At 63.1% G+C, this 16,477-nt stretch carries 14 protein-coding genes; 7 read left to right on the top strand and 7 right to left on the bottom strand.

From position 1 onward, the window contains the following. Positions 1-6: 6 nt before the first annotated feature. Both H9K76_RS10915 and H9K76_RS10910 read right to left on the bottom strand, forming a co-directional pair. Positions 7-1,899, bottom strand: coding sequence for a propionate--CoA ligase (locus H9K76_RS10915; RefSeq protein WP_187600254.1), 1,893 nt, complete (start codon positions 1,897-1,899; stop codon positions 7-9). A gap of 398 nt (positions 1,900-2,297) precedes the next feature. Continuing rightward, a complete protein-coding gene (locus H9K76_RS10910; RefSeq protein WP_187600253.1) occupies positions 2,298-2,903 on the bottom strand; it encodes an isochorismatase family protein in 606 nt (201 codons plus the stop codon). A gap of 437 nt (positions 2,904-3,340) precedes the next feature. Between H9K76_RS10910 and H9K76_RS10905 the strand changes: the two genes are divergently transcribed. The 4 genes from H9K76_RS10905 to H9K76_RS10890 all read left to right on the top strand — a co-directional run bounded on the left by H9K76_RS10905 (position 3,341) and on the right by H9K76_RS10890 (position 7,766). Beyond that, positions 3,341-3,907 (top strand): C40 family peptidase, encoded by a 567-nt coding sequence (locus tag H9K76_RS10905; protein ID WP_187600252.1) that lies wholly within the window; start codon positions 3,341-3,343, stop codon positions 3,905-3,907. Between the two features lie 316 nt (positions 3,908-4,223). Beyond that, complete coding sequence (locus tag H9K76_RS10900) at positions 4,224-4,475, top strand: GlsB/YeaQ/YmgE family stress response membrane protein (protein ID WP_187600251.1); 252 nt, start codon at positions 4,224-4,226, stop codon at positions 4,473-4,475. 221 nt (positions 4,476-4,696) lie between these two features. After that, the gene (locus tag H9K76_RS10895; protein ID WP_187600250.1) at positions 4,697-7,219 is read left to right on the top strand and encodes a DEAD/DEAH box helicase; all 2,523 of its coding nucleotides are present in this window, start codon (positions 4,697-4,699) and stop codon (positions 7,217-7,219) included. A gap of 55 nt (positions 7,220-7,274) precedes the next feature. Continuing rightward, positions 7,275-7,766: an EVE domain-containing protein gene (locus H9K76_RS10890; protein WP_187600249.1), complete on the top strand. Its 492-nt coding sequence runs from the start codon at positions 7,275-7,277 to the stop codon at positions 7,764-7,766. 66 nt (positions 7,767-7,832) lie between these two features. On the opposite strand, the gene H9K76_RS10885 is transcribed toward H9K76_RS10890, so the two are convergent. Both H9K76_RS10885 and H9K76_RS10880 read right to left on the bottom strand, forming a co-directional pair. After that, positions 7,833-9,260, bottom strand: coding sequence for an aldehyde dehydrogenase family protein (locus H9K76_RS10885; protein WP_187600248.1), 1,428 nt, complete (start codon positions 9,258-9,260; stop codon positions 7,833-7,835). A 61-nt stretch (positions 9,261-9,321) separates the two neighbouring features. Beyond that, positions 9,322-10,206: an NAD(P)-dependent oxidoreductase gene (locus tag H9K76_RS10880; RefSeq protein WP_187600247.1), complete on the bottom strand. Its 885-nt coding sequence runs from the start codon at positions 10,204-10,206 to the stop codon at positions 9,322-9,324. Between the two features lie 304 nt (positions 10,207-10,510). Between H9K76_RS10880 and H9K76_RS10875 the strand changes: the two genes are divergently transcribed. Continuing rightward, entirely contained in the window at positions 10,511-11,317 is an 807-nt protein-coding gene (locus tag H9K76_RS10875) for a hypothetical protein (protein WP_187600246.1), read from the top strand. 92 nt (positions 11,318-11,409) lie between these two features. Here the strand turns inward: H9K76_RS10875 and H9K76_RS10870 are convergent, their stop codons facing one another. Beyond that, entirely contained in the window at positions 11,410-12,048 is a 639-nt protein-coding gene (locus tag H9K76_RS10870) for a CoA transferase subunit B (protein WP_187600245.1), read from the bottom strand. Between the two features lie 2 nt (positions 12,049-12,050). Continuing rightward, positions 12,051-12,758: a CoA transferase subunit A gene (locus H9K76_RS10865; protein WP_187600244.1), complete on the bottom strand. Its 708-nt coding sequence runs from the start codon at positions 12,756-12,758 to the stop codon at positions 12,051-12,053. Between the two features lie 94 nt (positions 12,759-12,852). Here H9K76_RS10865 and H9K76_RS10860 point away from each other — a divergent pair, with 94 nt between their 5' ends. Continuing rightward, on the top strand, positions 12,853-13,398 hold the full coding sequence (locus H9K76_RS10860) for a LuxR C-terminal-related transcriptional regulator (protein WP_187600243.1): 546 nt from the start codon (positions 12,853-12,855) through the stop codon (positions 13,396-13,398). 75 nt (positions 13,399-13,473) lie between these two features. Here H9K76_RS10860 and H9K76_RS10855 read toward each other — a convergent pair whose 3' ends face one another. After that, on the bottom strand, positions 13,474-14,754 hold the full coding sequence (locus H9K76_RS10855) for an NAD(P)/FAD-dependent oxidoreductase (protein ID WP_187600242.1): 1,281 nt from the start codon (positions 14,752-14,754) through the stop codon (positions 13,474-13,476). A gap of 180 nt (positions 14,755-14,934) precedes the next feature. Here H9K76_RS10855 and H9K76_RS10850 point away from each other — a divergent pair, with 180 nt between their 5' ends. Continuing rightward, positions 14,935-16,386 (top strand): catalase, encoded by a 1,452-nt coding sequence (locus tag H9K76_RS10850; RefSeq protein ID WP_187600241.1) that lies wholly within the window; start codon positions 14,935-14,937, stop codon positions 16,384-16,386. Positions 16,387-16,477 lie beyond the last annotated feature (91 nt).

Here is a 16,477-nt window from a genome sequence, read left to right as displayed (position 1 = left end):
GCCTCGTCAGCCCAGCAACTCCTTGATCTGCTGCAGGGCTGTCGGGTCTTCCATGGTGGTGATATCGCCCGGATCGCGCTTCTCGGCAATGGCCTGCAATGTACGTCGCAGCAGCTTGCCGCTGCGTGTCTTGGGCAGCGCATTCACGAAGAACACGCGTGCCGGGCGCGCCACCGCGCCGAGCTGGCTGTCCACATGCTTCATGATCTCGCCCTCGTACTTCAGCCGCGCGGCATCGTCGGTGAGGCCCGACGCGTCGCGCACCACGGCGAATGCCATGGCCACCTGCCCCTTGAGCGAATCGGCGACGCCCACGACCGCCACCTCGGCAATGTTGGCGCTGCCCGAGATGCACTCCTCTATCTCGCGCGTGCCGAGGCGGTGTCCCGCCACGTTGATCACGTCGTCGGTGCGACCCAGAATGAAGTAGTAGCCGTCCTTGTCACGGATGCCCCAGTCGAAGGTGCTGTAGATCAGCCGGCCTGGAATGCTCTTCCAGTAGGTGTTCACAAAGCGCTCGTCGTTGCGCCACACCGTTTGCAGGCATCCGGGCGGCAGCGGTCCCTCGATGGCGAGCACGCCCTTCTGGTCCGGCCCAAGCAGCTCTTCGCCATTGGTCTCGTCGATCAGCTTGACGTTGTAGCCATACACGGCACGACCCGGGCTGCCGAAGCGCGAGGTCTGCTTCTCCACGCCATTGCACAGCGTGAGGATGGGCCAGCCGGTTTCCGTCTGCCAGTAGTTGTCGATGATGGGCACCTGCAGCGACTGGCTGATCCACTGGGCCGTGGGCTCGTCCAGCGGCTCGCCGGCAAGCCAGAGCCCGCGCAGGCTGGAGATGTCGTAGCGCCTGAGATATTCGGGATCCTGCTTCTTGAGCACGCGTACCGCGGTCGGCGCCGAGAACATGTGCGTGACCTTGTACTTTTCGACGATGCTCCACCAGATGCCAGCATCCGGGCGGATCGGCAGGCCCTCGTACATGACCGTCGCCATGCCGGCAAGCAGCGGGCCATAGATGATGTAGCTGTGCCCCACCACCCAGCCGATGTCGCTGGTGCAGAAATAGGTATCGCCGGGCTTTGCGTCGAAGATGTGCCGCATGCTGGACGCGAGGGCCACGGCATAGCCTCCCGTGTCGCGCTGCACCCCCTTGGGCTTGCCCGTGGTGCCGCTGGTGTAGAGCGTATAGCTGGTGTGGGTGCTGTCCACCCACGCACAGGGAACCTTCGCATCGATGTGCCTGCTGCGCAGCGCCGCCCAGTCGTGGTCGCGCCCTGCTCGCATGGCAGCCGGTGCGAGGCCGCGATCGACCAGCAGCACCGCCTGAGGCTTGTGGGCGGACAACTCGATGGCCTCGTCAAGCAGCGGCTTGTAGGCCACCACCTTGCCGCCGCGCGAGCCCGCGTCGGCCGAAACGATCACGGTGGGCTCGGCATCCTCGATGCGCGAGGCCAGCGATGACGATGCGAAGCCGCCGAACACCACGGAGTGGATGGCACCGATACGGGCGCACGCCAGCATGGCGAAGGCCGCCTCGGCAATCATCGGCATGTAGATCAGGACGCGATCGCCCTGCTTCACTCCCAGGGCCTGCAGGCAGGCAGCCATGCGTTGCACTTCGGCATGCAGCTCGGCATAGCTGTAGGCGCGCTCGGTGTTGGTCTCGGTGGAGATGGCAATCAGCGCGTTCTGCTGGGCGCGATCGGCCAGATGGCGGTCCACGGCGTTGTGGCACAGATTGGTGGTGCCGCCGGCGAACCAGCGTGCAAACGGAGGCTCGCTGTAGTCGCAGATCTGCCGCGGCCGAGTTTGCCATTCGATGCTGTCGGCCTGCTCCGACCAGAAGGCATCTCGATCCTCGATGGAGCGACGATAGAAATCCGAAAAACTCACCATGCTGATAGTCTCCTTATGTTGCCTACGGTAGCGCGTGTGAAGGATGGCAATACCGTTGGTTTCATTATGATCAAGCGAGTTTTCTGCAAACTGACGTATGTGAGACTGGCGGAGCCTTCATGGGCTCGTCGGCTTCTCACTATCGACTTCGCATGGATTGTCGATGCAGCCGCTGCCGTTGGCGAGCAGCCGCACGATGCTATTGATTGGAGATTGCGCTAGATCAATTTCCACGCATGAAGCGGGCAGCGCGTCGCACCGCCACTCCCCCGGGTCAAGGATGGCAGTGGGGGGAATGCGGCGGCAAATGGGAGTGTGCGGGGAATTTCGAGGAGGCGCGGCAGCCTCCCGGGCCAGGCCGCCTGATCGCAGCCTGCTCTGTCATCCGTGGCCGGTGGTTACTTGACCAGCGCCAGCATGTCCTTGAAGTCGGGGTGTTCGCAGGTGCGAAGCCACTCGAACACCACCATCTCCGTGGTCACCAGTTCTGCGCCGGCACCTGCGAGGCGGTCGAACGCCGCATCGCGATTGCGTTCGGTACGCGAGCTGCAGGCATCGGTCACGACCCAGACCTCGAATTCCTCCTCCAGCAGGTCGAGAGCCGTCTGCAGCAGGCACACATGTGCCTCGCAGCCGGCAATCACGATGGTGTTGCGCTCAGGGGCCTGTTGCTGAGGCTTCTGCAGGTGCTTGGGCAGGCTGCGCGCATTGCCGCCTTGCTGCGGCTTGGCTGGCGGACGCAGCCACTCACCAAGGCCTTCCTCGACGGCGCTGAAGTGCATCTTCGACAGCGTCTTGCGGCACAGCTCGCGCAGCGCGGCGTCGTTGGCTCCCAGGCGCGAGGGGTTCTGCTCCGTTCCCCAGACCGGAACATCGATCATCTGGGCCACACGCGCCAGGCGACGCGCGTTCTCGACCACCATCGCCCCTTCGAAGATGACAGGCATCAGGCGTTCCTGGTAGTCCACCAGCACCAATTGGGATTCGGATTCGTCGAGCAGCATGGGATTCTTCTTTCTTGCTGCCAGCGGGCAGCAATGGGCGATTCAAAGGCAGGATTGTCGCAGGATCGGCTGCCCTGCGATCCCATCCCGGACAGATGGCACAGGCCTTGGCATTCCGCTGACGCCTCCTTGAATGCACTCCTGCAGGAAGACGAAGCCGACTGCGGTGGCGGAGAGGACCGCGGCCAATGAGATTGTTATTTCAAAAACGAATCAAACACATTCAGACACACAAAACTCACAAACGCGCTCAATTTAGTGTGACCGTGCGATTTTCGCCGCCATGAGAAGTGGAAATGTCTTTGAAACAGGACTTTTTCTTGTGTTCGATTTAGAGTAACTATATGTCAATACGATGGCAATTTCAGGGATTTACCGGGGTCGTTTTACATATTTCGGGGTAGCCACCGAAGCAAGTCGTGGTACCCTCGCGGCCCATGTCCCGTTGGTTTTGCTTACTGTTACTCGCGTGCGCAAATGCGTCCTTTGCCGCACCAACAAACTCCACCGCTGATGACATGGAGCGCATTCTGGCCGAACGTGGCCTGATTTCCCAGCTTCAGGATGTTCGCCACGATATGGCGGACAGAACGACCGAACTCGTTTCCACCGCCATGGGCTTCATCGGAGTGCCCTATCGCCGCGGTGGCAACAGTGCGGAAACCGGATTCGACTGCAGCGGCTTCGTTCGCAGCATTTTCGAGCAGGTCAAGGGCCTTGCCCTGCCACGCGTCGCCAAGGAACAGGCTGCTGCCACCGAGGTCATCGACAAGAAGGATTTGCGCCCCGGCGATCTGGTGTTCTTCAACACCATGCGTCGTGCGTTCAGCCATGTCGGCATCTACCTCGGAGACGGTAAATTCATCCATGCACCGCGCTCCGGCGCCTCGGTGCGTGTCGAGGATATGAGCATCTCGTACTGGACCAAGCGCTTCAACGGAGCCCGCCGGGTGACCGATGAGGAAGCCCAGGACGACATCTCCAAGCTGATTCAGGCCAAGTAACTGGCCACGTTCACGCAGCACCCGCGTCAAGCCCGTGTCCAGCGACATGGGCTTTTTCTTTTTGTGACTGCGCACTGGATGTCTTTCAATGACGGCGTATTGTCCCTATCTTGCCGGTCCAATTGCAAACATACTTTAGCGTTGACTGATATTGGCGCCCCCGGCGGTTTGAACACTGATTTGCAACCTTGGCTGACACACAATCATGTTTTCGCTGGGGTACATTAACAGCCGTTCATTCCGGCGCAGCCCTGCGCACAAGCGCAATGGCCAACCAGCCGTTCCACCGTTTCACACTCAAGGAGTCATGTCCGTCATGATGAGCATTCTTGGTACTATCTTCGTAGGTCTCATTGTTGGTTTCATCGCTCGTGCAATCAAGCCGGGCGACGACAAGATGGGCTGGATCATGACCTGCCTGCTGGGCGTGGCGGGTTCCTTCCTGGCTACCTACATCGGCGTGGCGATGAACTGGTATCAACAAGGCGAAGCCGCTGGCTGGATCGCCTCCGTCATCGGCGCCATCGTGCTGCTGGTGATCTACGGCCTGGTGCGCCGCAAGGCCTGACCCGGACTGACAGCACGCAGGAAGGCCCGCTCAGCGGGCCTTTTTCATGACTCCTCTTGGGATACCGATTCGGTTCGTTTTCAGGGGGCAAAAACTTTTTCATTCCCCCGCAACGGGGGCGATCCTGTATCACGAGTGCCGTTATTCTTCTGTTTGTGACGCACGCCCTCGACTCCTCTCAGGCTTCGGCCCCATTTCGCTTCCGCCCGCGCATCACGCTCATGACACTGAGCCGTGGAGACGGGCTGCTCGGCATGCGGCCACAAGGGAAGATGGGACCACGCGGGGACGCCGTCACCGTGGCGCAGATCGACTGGACATACAGCGGCACCGATGACCATGGCAATGGTGTCCGATGGCACACCCCGGCCCCCACCTCCGTTCTGCAGCCGCGTGCGCCACGTGAACAGGTTTCCGAGGATGGGCGGCTTCGCATCGAGCGCGACCCGGCTGCGGAACGCGACGCCATGGACCGGGTGTGGACGCTGGGCCTGATTCCGCTGGACGCCTCGCATCTGCAGTGGCGGCACCCGGATGCCGCACAGGAATTCGGGCCGCTTTGGACATTGCCTCAGGAGGCCATGTTCGCGGATTTCTGGTCCGACACCCTGCCGGCACTGCGCGCTGAAGGATGGGACATCGACGTGCGTCCCGGTTTTGCGCATGAGAGCGTCGCAGTGCAGCGCTGGCATCTGCAACTCGACCCGGCGGACGGACAAGTGCTTGCCAGGCGCGTCGCAGGTGACTTCGACCCGAAGGAAGAGCCTGTGCAGCCGCTGGGTCTTGCTCGCCGAGAAGGCGCATGGCTGCTGAGCCTGGGCATCGAGATCGAGGGCGTTCGCATCGATCTGGTCCCCTTGCTCGCCCACCTGATCGCGCGTGATACCCGCTGGCTTTCCGCCGAGCACATCGACAGCGTTGACGACAACACGATGATCCGCCTGCGCGCCCCTGGCGGCCGGCACATCGATGCCCCCGCCGGGCCGCTCAAGGCCATTCTTCGCACCATGGTCGACCTGATCATGGATCCGACCCGCCGGCAGCGCAGCGATGGCGAGCCGATCTCCATTCCCGACTGGGATGTACGCCGCATCGAGGCACTGCGCACCGCGCTGCTGCAGACCGGGCGCGTTGCGCCCGACAACCAGTGGCAACTGGAAGGCGACGCGGGTCTCGCACAGCTCTCCGCGCGGCTGAAGAGGCAAGGCGTGCCGCAGCCCGTGCCCGTGCCGGGCGGCCTGGGCATCACACTGCGCAACTACCAGATCGAAGGGCTGGCATGGCTGCAGTACCTGCGCGCCCAGCACCTGGGCGGCATCCTTGCCGACGAAATGGGCCTTGGCAAGACCGCGCAGGCGCTCGCGCATGTCCTGATCGAGAAGCAGTCGGGCCGCCTGGATCACCCCGCCCTGGTGGTGATGCCTACCTCGCTCGTCTTCAACTGGCTGGCCGAGGCGCGGCATGTCGCGCCGGACCTGCGGGTGCTCGAACTCACCGGCCCGGATCGTGCCCGGCGCATGCTCGACGTGCAGGCGCATGACCTCGTCATCACCACCTATCCACTGGCATGGCGCGACGTCGATGCGCTGGCGGCACAGGCCTGGCATCTGCTGATCCTGGACGAGGCACAGATGGTCAAGAACGCCGGAAGCCGTACCGCCCGTGCGCTGCGCCGCATTCGCGCACCTCATCTGCTGTGCCTGACAGGCACTCCTCTGGAGAACCACCTGGGCGAACTGTGGGCCCAGTTCGATTTCCTCATGCCGGGCTTTCTTGGCGACCCGCATACCTTCGGCCGCCGCTGGCGCAAGCCGATCGAGGAGAACGGCGAGACGCTGCGCGCGCAATTGCTCGCGCAGCGCGTGGCACCCTTCATCCTGCGGCGGCGCAAGAGCGATGTGGCCAAGGAACTGCCGCCACGCACCGACATGACCGTGCGCGTGGAATTGCAGGGTCGCCAGCGCGAGCTGTATGAGGCGGTACGCACCGCATGCGACAAGGAGGTGCGCCGGGTGCTCAAGGCGCAGGACTGGGGCAACGCTGCCCAGATCGCTATTCTTGATGCGCTGCTCAAGTTGCGGCAGGTGTGCTGCGACCCGCGATTGATCAAGGGCACCAGCGTTCACCCCGATACCGAGCGGGCCAAGCTCACGCATCTTGCAGAGATGCTGCCCGAACTGGTCGAGGAGGGTCGGCGCATTCTGGTGTTCTCGCAGTTCACCTCGATGCTGCGGCTTGTGGCCGAAATGCTCGATGCCCATGGCCTGTCCTATCTGATGCTCACGGGACGGACATCACCCGACGAGCGCGAGCATGTCGTTGCACGCTTTCAGCGCGCGGACGGTGACGCCCCGCCGATCCTGCTGGCCAGCCTCAAGGCCGGTGGCACAGGGTTGAATCTCACGGCGGCGGATACCGTGATCCATCTCGATCCCTGGTGGAATCCTGCCGTGCAGGAGCAGGCCACGGCTCGCGCCCACCGGATCGGCCAGACGCAGCCCGTATTCGTCTACCGGCTGGTGGTTCAGGGCAGCATCGAGGAACGCATGCTGGAATTGCAAGAGCGCAAACGCGTTCTCGCGCAGGGCGTGCTGGGGAGCGACGCCGCGGGGGCCATCAAATTCAGCCCCGCTGAACTGGCCGGCCTGCTTGCGCCATTGAGCGAGCCCGCCAACAATCCGCTTGAGATCTTTTCGGCGGACACGAGGCGCTGGGGCGGTACAGGCCGCCGAGGACGCTTCTGATCCACCGGAACCCGGGATTGTCCCCTTCGTCAGACTTCTGGAGGAGAATCTTCGCATGACCACCGCCGCTTCTTCCGCAACACATTCCCGACGGTACTGGCTGATGAAATCGGAGCCCGAGGAATGCTCCATCGACGACGCACTGGCAGCGACCCATTCCACGGTGCAATGGACCGGCGTGCGCAACTACCAGGCGCGCAATTTCATGCGCGACGACATGCGGATCGGCGACGGCGTGCTGTTCTATCACTCGAGCTGTCCTGAACCCGGTATCGCAGGCATCGCGGAAATTGCCTCGGGCACGCGCTCCGACCCCACCCAGTTCAACCCCGAGTCGCCCTACTTCGACCCCAAGGCCGACCCGGACAAGCCGCGTTGGCTGCTGCTGGACGTGAAGGCGCTGCGCAAGACGCGCCTGCTGAGCCTGGCCGAGCTTCGAGAGCACCCCGAGCTGGCCCAGCTCAAGGTGCTGCAGCGCGGCAACCGCCTGTCGATCACCGAGGTGGACGAGGCGGACTGGAAGCGTGTGCTCGACCTGCTGAAGTAGGCGCCATCCGCACTTCGTTTGCCGTAGCACTGCCCGGACAGGCCCAGGCACCCGCTTTCGGCACCCTCAGTCGTGCCGCATCGAGATTGTCTTGAGCTGCGTGAACCCGTAGAGTGCCTCGAAGCCCTTCTCACGCCCATGGCCGCTGGCCTTGTAGCCTCCGAATGGCAGTTCGATGCCGCCGCCCGCGCCATAGTTGTTGATGAACACCTGTCCTGCCCTGACCTTGCGCGCCACGCGCATCTGCCGGCCGCCGTCGCGTGTCCAGACACTGGTCACCAGGCCGAAGGCCGTACCGTTGGCAAGCGCGATCGCCTCCTCCTCGGTATCAAAGGCCGCTGCGGCGATCACCGGGCCAAACACCTCCTCCTGCGCAAGGCGGTGCGTGATCGGCACATCGCGCACCAGCGTGGGAACCTGGTAGAACCCGTTTGCCGGCACACCTGCCGCCAATCGTCCCTGCGCTGCCACCTGCAGCCCGTCCCGGGCAGCTTCGTCGAGGAATGCCTTGACGCGCACCTGCTGGCTCTTGCGGATCAGCGGGCCGCAATCGAGGTCCATCTGCGACGAGCCCACCTGCAGCTGTCCAAAGCGCTCGGACAGAAGCCCGATCACCTTCTCGTAGATGCTGCGCTGCACCAGCAGGCGGCTGCCTGCCGAGCAGGTCTGTCCCGCGTTCTGCACGATGGCATTGACGACCACGGGCAGCATGGCTTCGAGATCCGCATCCTCGAACACGATCTGTGGCGACTTGCCGCCAAGCTCCGTGGTGACGGGCGTGTGGTTCTCGATGGCGGCCTTCACCACCAGCTTGCCGACGTTGGGCGAGCCGGTGAACGAAACATGGTCCACGCCCGGGTGCGCCACGAGTTCGGCACCGGCCTCGTGACCGTAGCCGGTCACGATGTTGAGCGCCCCCGCCGGAAAGCCCACTTCACGCGCCAGTTCCGCCACGCGCAGCAGTGAAAGGCAGGCGTCCTCCGCAGGCTTGACCACGACGGCATTGCCCGCCGCCAGCGCACCGCCCACGCTGCGGCCGAAGATCTGCATCGGGTAGTTCCAGGGCACGATGGCTGCACAGACGCCGTAGGGCTCGCGGACGGTCAGCACGGTGTAGCCGTTCTGGTAGGGAATGGTGTCCCCCATCAGCTTGTCGGCGGCTCCGCCATAGAACTCGAAGTAGCGGGCGATCGCTGCGGCATCCGCGCGCGCCTGCTTGAGCGGCTTGCCGCAGTCGCGTGCCTCGATCTGGGCGAGTTCCTCGGCATGCTCCTGCAGCTTGGCCGAGAGCTTGAGCAGCAAGCGCCCACGCTCGGCTGCGGTGAGCCTGCCGAACTCGCCCTGGAAGGCCTCGCGGGCCGAGCGGACAGCCGCATCGACGTCGGCGCTGGTGCCGCGCAGGATGGCGTCGAAGACTTCTCCGGTGGATGGATCAACCACGTCGATAGTCTCACCCGAGCCTACCCATTGGTTGTGAATGAAATGCTGGCGCATGCGCAGAGTCTCCTGAATGAAGTCGCCTTTGAACTGGCGACGCATCTGTCAATTTACTTGATCACGAATGGCCGCGCTGCAGGGATGTGACCAGTTGCGGAACCAGTGCTTCCATGCCATCGCTGGCCACGGCAGACGCATAGGTGTCATGCACCGCACTGGCGATATCCTGCGCAGCCGCTGCCTCACGCGCCATCGACACGTAGTAGCCCATATCCTTCAGCGCATTGCCCATGAAGAAGCGCAGCCCGCTGGGATCTCCGTCCACGATGTACGGACGCAAGCGTTCAAGCGCCACGCCGCCACCACCGCCCTTGGCAAGCACCTCGACGAATACGTCAGGAGCCACCTTGCCGCCGGCCGCGCACGCCGCCGCCTCGGCGATGAGCGCCACGGTACCCAGCGACACATAGTTGTGGAGCAGTTTCATGCGGTGGCCGGTCCCCACGCCACCGGTATGCGTAACGTTCTCGGCGAAGGTCCGCAGGATCGGCATGCACTCGTCCAGCACAGCCTTGTCGCCGCCCACCAGCAGGTTCAGCCGGCCTTCGGCCGCTTCCTTTGGGGTTCGCGTCATGGGGGCATCAATGAACTTCAGCCCGGCTGCCTGCGCCGCAGCCGCCACGCGCTCCGTCGAATCCGGCAGCGCGGTGGAGCAATCGATGATCACCGCACCGGGCCTGAGCGCAGCCAGGGCGCCCTTCTCTCCCAGCAAAATCGCCTCCACCTGGGGCGATCCGGTGACGCAGAGAACCAGCACGTCGATGCCTGCCGCCAACTCGGGCAGCGTGGCGACCGACTGCACGCCGAGTGCCTTCAGCTGATCGAGCGGCTGGTTGCCCGGATGCTCGAGCACCGTCAATTCAAAACCCTTGCGGGCGATGTTCAGGGCAATGCCATGCCCCATCAAGCCCACGCCTACCAGACCCACGCCAGGTGATTTCATAGTGTAGAAACTTTCGTGAAACATAAAGCGCGCAGAACCACGCATCCCTGCGAACTGCCTGTCCGATCCCTCTCCTTGTGGGGAGCTGCGGCGCAATGGCGTGGGGAGCAATCCTGACGCTTTCTACAAACCATAATACAGATCAACTCCCTGGATTCGGGCAACTTGGCCCATCGTCATCCACAAGTTTTGCCCCGTGGAAACCCGCATCACTCCTACGCCAGCGGGTTCGTGAGGTATGCACAATGGCCTGACGCAGCTTGGTCACCCCCCTCCTCCCACTTCACGGAAACCGCCATCACCCATGCGCTCCATGATCGATTTCAGCTCCTGGCACTCCGTTCTCTCCACGATCGCCGGTTTGCTGCTGGTGACCTGCCTGATGATGGGAATTCGACTGCTGTTCATGCAGACCATCCAGAAGCGCCGTGAGCGCCAGAACCGCCAGATCAACGAGCGGCTCAAGACATTGATGGCTGCCTACAAGACGCTGGGCAGCTCGTTCACCGGCCAGCTCATGGTGCATCCTTTGCACATGCGGGAGATGCGCCTGCAGCAGCCAACCTCTACCAGTCTCTCCGAGTCCGACCAGGACGCGGGGGACGATGAAACCGCAGGCAGCGACCCGATCGCTTCGCCACCCCATGCCGGCAGCGAACGCCAGCGCCGCATACGCGACGCGGTCGAGGCGGCCCTCTCCGACGTCATCCTTCTGGGCACGGAGGAGCAGGTACGCCTGGCAGCGCTGGCCGCACAGGACATGACGGCCGGGCGAAGCATCCACACCAGGGAACTCGTGGTGTCGCTGCGCACCTTCATCCGCGCAGCCCTCGACCTGGAGGCCATCCCCACGGACCTGCGCATTCCCGACCAGGGCCCGTTGCGGCCATCCATATCAGGCGGTGCCGGACGCAAGCCCGGTACGGACAATGCAGGAGGAGGACGCGGGGGAAGTCAAGGCGGAGGAGCAGGCGGCGGAGGTGGAGGAATGGGCGCTGGCATGGGAGCCATGGGGGTGGGCGTAGGCATGGGTGCCGGCACGCGTGGCCTTGGCTGCAATACCGCTTCGTCCGCGGACGTGCTGCAAGCTTCCCAGGATCCGCCTGGGTGAGATATGGCTCACACTCCACAAACCACGGCACGCACAAAAAAGCGGAGCCCGCATCTCTGCAGGGCTCCGCTTTTTTGACTCTCAGCCTCGCCTCAGCGATGCAGCGTCACGCCGGTCTTCGACTGAATCTCTTCAAACGTCACACCAGGAGCCAGTTCCACCAGCTTCAGGCCTTCAGGGGTCACGTCCATCACGCCCAGGTCGGTGATGATGCGGTCCACCACGCCCACGCCGGTCAGTGGCAGTGTGCATTGGGGCAGGATCTTCAGGTCGGTGGTGCCGTCCTTCTTCTTGGCAACGTGCTCCATCAGCACGATCACGCGCTTGACGCCGGCCACGAGATCCATGGCGCCGCCCATGCCCTTGACCATCTTGCCGGGAATCATCCAGTTGGCCAGGTCACCGTGCTCGCTCACCTGCATGGCACCCAGGATCGACAGGTTGATCTTGCCGCCACGGATCATCGCGAACGACTGGTCGCTGCCGAAGATCGATGAGCCGGGAATGGTAGTCACGGTCTGCTTGCCGGCGTTGATCAGGTCGGCGTCCACCTTGTCTTCGGTGGGGAAAGCGCCGATACCGAGCATGCCGTTCTCGGACTGCAACCACACTTCCTTGTCGCCCGTGTGGTTGGCCACCAGCGTCGGAATGCCGATACCCAGGTTCACGTAGAAGCCGTCCTGCAGTTCTTGCGCCGCGCGCGCGGCCATCTGGTCTTGCGTCCACGCCATGATCAGGCTCCTTGCTTTTCTGTGATGGTGCGCTTCTCGATGCGCTTTTCGGGATGGGCGTTGTGCACGATGCGGTGCACGTAGATGCCTGGCAGATGGATCTGGTCCGGCGCAATGGCGCCGGTCTCGACGACTTCTTCCACTTCCACGATGCAGATCTTGCCCGCGGTCGCCGCGGCCGGGTTGAAATTGCGCGCGGTCAGGCGGAACTGCAGGTTGCCGGACTTGTCGGCACGCCATGCCTTCACCAGCGACACTTCGGGCACCAGCGAGCGCTCCATCACGTAGGTCTCACCGTCGAATTCGCGCAGCTCCTTGCCTTCGGCCACCATGGTGCCGACGCCGGTCTTCGTGAAGAAGGCCGGAATGCCTGCGCCGCCGGCACGCAGCTTCTCGGCCAGCGTGCCTTGGGGAGTGAACTCCAACTCCAGTTCGCCCGCGAGGTACTGGCGCTCGAACTCCTTGTTTTCGCCGACGTAGCTGGCGATCATCTTCTTGATCTGGCGAGTCTCCAGCAGCTTGCCGAGACCGAAGCCATCGACGCCTGCGTTGTTGGAAATCACGGTCAGGTTCTTGACGCCGGAATCCTTGAGCGCGTCGATCAGCGCCTCGGGAATGCCGCACAGGCCGAAACCGCCCACGGCCATCAGCTGGCCGTCTGCCACAACGCCCTTGAGCGCGTCGGCTGCGGAGGGATAGAGTTTGTTCACTTCTGTCTCCTATTGGATGAACTCTTGCAAGAATACGCTACGATACTACGTACTGGATTAGGTAGTTTTTCGTAAATACAAATACCCGCACCCTATGGACATCGCAGATTACCGTCTCGCCTTCGAGATGGCTCCGGTAGGTCTGGTGATCTCCCGCAACCGCATCATGGTCGATTGCAATCGCCATGTCTGCGAAATGTTCGGCGCCTCCCGCGAACTGCTGATAGGCCAGTCCTTCAGCGTGCTCTATCCCAGCGTCGATGAGTACGAACGCCTGGGCAAGCGCATGGAGCCGATCCTGAATGCCCGTGGCCACTATGCAGACAACCGCATCATGAAGCGGGCCAACGGAGAGGTTTTCTGGTGCCATGTCGCGGGCCGCGCGCTTGATCGCAACAACCCGCATGCATCGGGCATCTGGAGCTTCGAGGACTTGAGCGAACAGCGGCCGGTGAAGGCCGAGCTGACCGGCCGCGAGCGCGAAGTGGCCGCCCGGCTGCTGGACGGCATGACGTCCAAGGAGATCGGTCGCGCACTGGACATCAGCCACCGCACCGTGGAGATCTACCGCGCCCGCCTGATGCGCAAATATGGCGCATCGACCGCAGCCGACCTGGTGCAGAAGCTGCTGGTCGGCTGACGGCCTGCCCTCCCCCTTCCTCCTTGCCGCACATCCGCGCATCGGCAAGGCAGGAAAGCCGCAAGCGAAGCGTTGTCAGTGCAGCTTCATCCGTCCGGAGACGCGCTGCTGCAGCAGGCGAGCCAGAGCCAGCAGCCCGGTCTTGCCCACACCGAGAATGGCCCGGTGGTGCATGAGGTGCAGCGACATGTACATCCACTTCGCGACCAGTCCCTCGACGAAGAAGTTCTTGCCTGCAAGCCCCCCCATCAGGTTGCCCACGCCCTTGTTGTCCCCGAGGGACACCAGCGAGCCGAAGTCCTTGTAGACAAACGGCGCAGACGCCTCGCGCTCGTTCAGCAGGGCCGAGAACACACCCGACAGGTAGGTGGCCTGCTGGTGCGCGGCCTGCGCACGCGCGGGAACCAGCTTGCCCTCTTCCCATGGGCAGGCGGCGCAGTCACCCATGGCATAGATGTCGGTGGCCGAGGTGCGCAAGTGGTCATCGACCACGAACTGGTTGATGCGGTTGACCTCAAGTCCGAGGCGCGCGTTGGAATCGGCCGCCTTGATGCCTGCGGCCCAGACGATCATGTCGGCCCGGATCTCGCCCGCAGAGGTGAGCAGCTCGCTCTTGCGCAGTTCCTGAACCCGCGTGCCGAGCAGCACCTTGACACCCTTGCGGCGCAGGGCCACGGTCGCCTGCTCGGAGATGCGCTCGGGCAGGCCGCCCAGGATACGCTCGCCGCCCTCCACCAGGGTGATGTCCAGGCGGAACCGCTGGTTGCTGCCCAGGCTCTGCAGCAGTTCGGCATGGGCCTCCAGAAGCTCGGCGGACAACTCGACCCCGGTGGCGCCCGCACCCACGATCGCCACCGACAGCGACCGCTCCGCCGAGAACGACGCCCGCACCGCGGCGCTCAGCCAATCGCTGTGGAAATGCTGGGCATCCACCGCGTTCTCCAACAGGTATGCGTTCTCAATGCCGGGCGTGCCGAACGAATTGGAGCCGCTGCCCATGGCCAGCACGAGATGCTTGTAGCTCACCGTGCGCTGCGGCACGATCTCGTTGCCCTGCCCGTCCTTCATGGCCGCGAGGGTCAGGGTCTTGCGAGCGCTGTCGAGCGCGCACATGTCTCCCATCGAGAAGCTGAAATGGTTGCGCCGCGCGAGCACCGTGTAGGACAAACCCTCCTGGTGAGCGTCCAGCGTTCCCGCAGCAACCTCATGCAGGGTAGGCTTCCAGATGTGGTATGGAAACCGGTCGATGAGAAGCACCTTCTCCCCACCGAGGTTCTTGCCCAAGTGCCTGCCCAGCTGGGCGGCAAGTTCCAGTCCGCCGGCTCCGCCACCGACGACGACAACGTCAAAATGCATTCCACCTCCGGCTGATTGTTGATGTAACTCAGTTTCACAGTTTAGCGCCCCACATGAAACATCAGAAGATTCCTATAGTGAAGTTTTGGATAATCAATTGGTCCAATTTGAGAGGTAATAGCAAAATATCAATCACAAATTGATTTCAATAGCCATCAATCCCAACCCTCAGGAGTTCACATGACGAAACGCCTCACCACGACCGCTGGCGCCCCGGTGCCCAACAACCAGGATTCGATGACTGCCGGGCCGCGCGGCCCCATGCTGCTTCAAGACCTGTGGCATCTGGAAAAGCTCGCCCACTTCAATCGCGAGGTGATTCCAGAGCGCCGCATGCATGCCAAGGGTTCCGGTGCGTTTGGAACATTCACGGTGACCGGTGACATCAGCCAGTACACGCGCGCCAAGCTGTTTTCCCAGGTGGGCAAGAAGACCGAGCTGTTCGCCCGCTTTTCCACGGTGGCAGGTGAGCGCGGCGCGGCCGATGCCGAACGCGACATTCGCGGTTTCGCGGTGAAGTTCTATACCGAGGAAGGCAACTGGGATCTGGTGGGCAACAACACGCCCGTGTTCTTTTTCCGCGATCCGCTGAAATTCCCGGATCTCAACAAGGCCGTGAAGCGCGATCCGTACACCAACCTGCGTTCGGCCGAGAACAACTGGGACTTCTGGACGGGCCTGCCCGAGGCGCTACACCAGATCACCATCGTCATGAGCGACCGCGGCATTCCGCGCGGCTATCGCCATATGCACGGTTTTGGTTCGCACACCTACAGCTTCATCAACAAGGAAGGTGTGCGCCATTATGTGAAGTTCCACTTCGTCAGCCAGCAGGGTATCGAGAACTTCTCGGACGAGGAAGCCGCCGCCGTTGTCGCCAAGGACCGCGAAAGCAGCCAGCGCGATCTGCTGGAAGCCATCGAGCGAGGTGATTTCCCCCGCTGGAAGCTCTGCGTGCAGATCATGACCGAGGAACAGGCACAGACCTACCGCTTCCATCCGTTCGATCTCACCAAGGTGTGGAGCAAGAAGGACTTTCCGCTCATCGAGGTGGGCATCATGGAGCTCAACCGCAATCCGGCCAACTATTACGCCGACGTGGAGCAGGCCTCGTTCGCGCCCAGCAACCTCGTGCCCGGCATCGGCCCCTCGCCCGACCGCATGCTGCAGTCGCGCCTGTTCGCCTACGCCGATGCTGCCCGCTATCGCCTGGGGGTGAACAACTACCAGATCCCGGTGAACGCGCCCAAGTGCCCCTATCACGCCTACCATCGCGATGGCGCCATGCGCGTTGACGGCAACTATGGCGGAACCCTGGCCTATGAACCCAACAGCAAGGGCGAATGGCAGGAGCAGCCCGAGTTCGCCGAACCCGTGGAAAAGCTCTATGGTGACGCCAGCCGCTGGAACTACCGCGAGGACGATAGCGACTACTTCACCCAGCCGGGCGACCTGTTCCGCCTGCTCACGCCCGAGAAGCAGCAGCTGCTGTTCGAGAACACCGCGCGCAACATCGCCGGTGTCTCCGATCACATCGTCCAGCGCCACATCGACCACTGCACCCAGGCCGACCCGGCCTACGGCAAGGGCGTGGCGGATGCGATCGCACGCCAGAAGGCCGGCAAGCTGTAAGCCGGTGCGCGCCCGACCGGCTGCCCCGGCCAATGGCGCGCGGAAACTCCGTTGATTCAGTGCCTGCGATGGGACAATCGCAGGCACTTTT

It is taken from the genome of Diaphorobacter ruginosibacter, from assembly GCF_014395975.1.
Lineage (GTDB): Bacteria > Pseudomonadota > Gammaproteobacteria > Burkholderiales > Burkholderiaceae_C > Diaphorobacter_A > Diaphorobacter_A ruginosibacter.
This window is presented reverse-complemented; position numbering and strand designations above follow the sequence as displayed.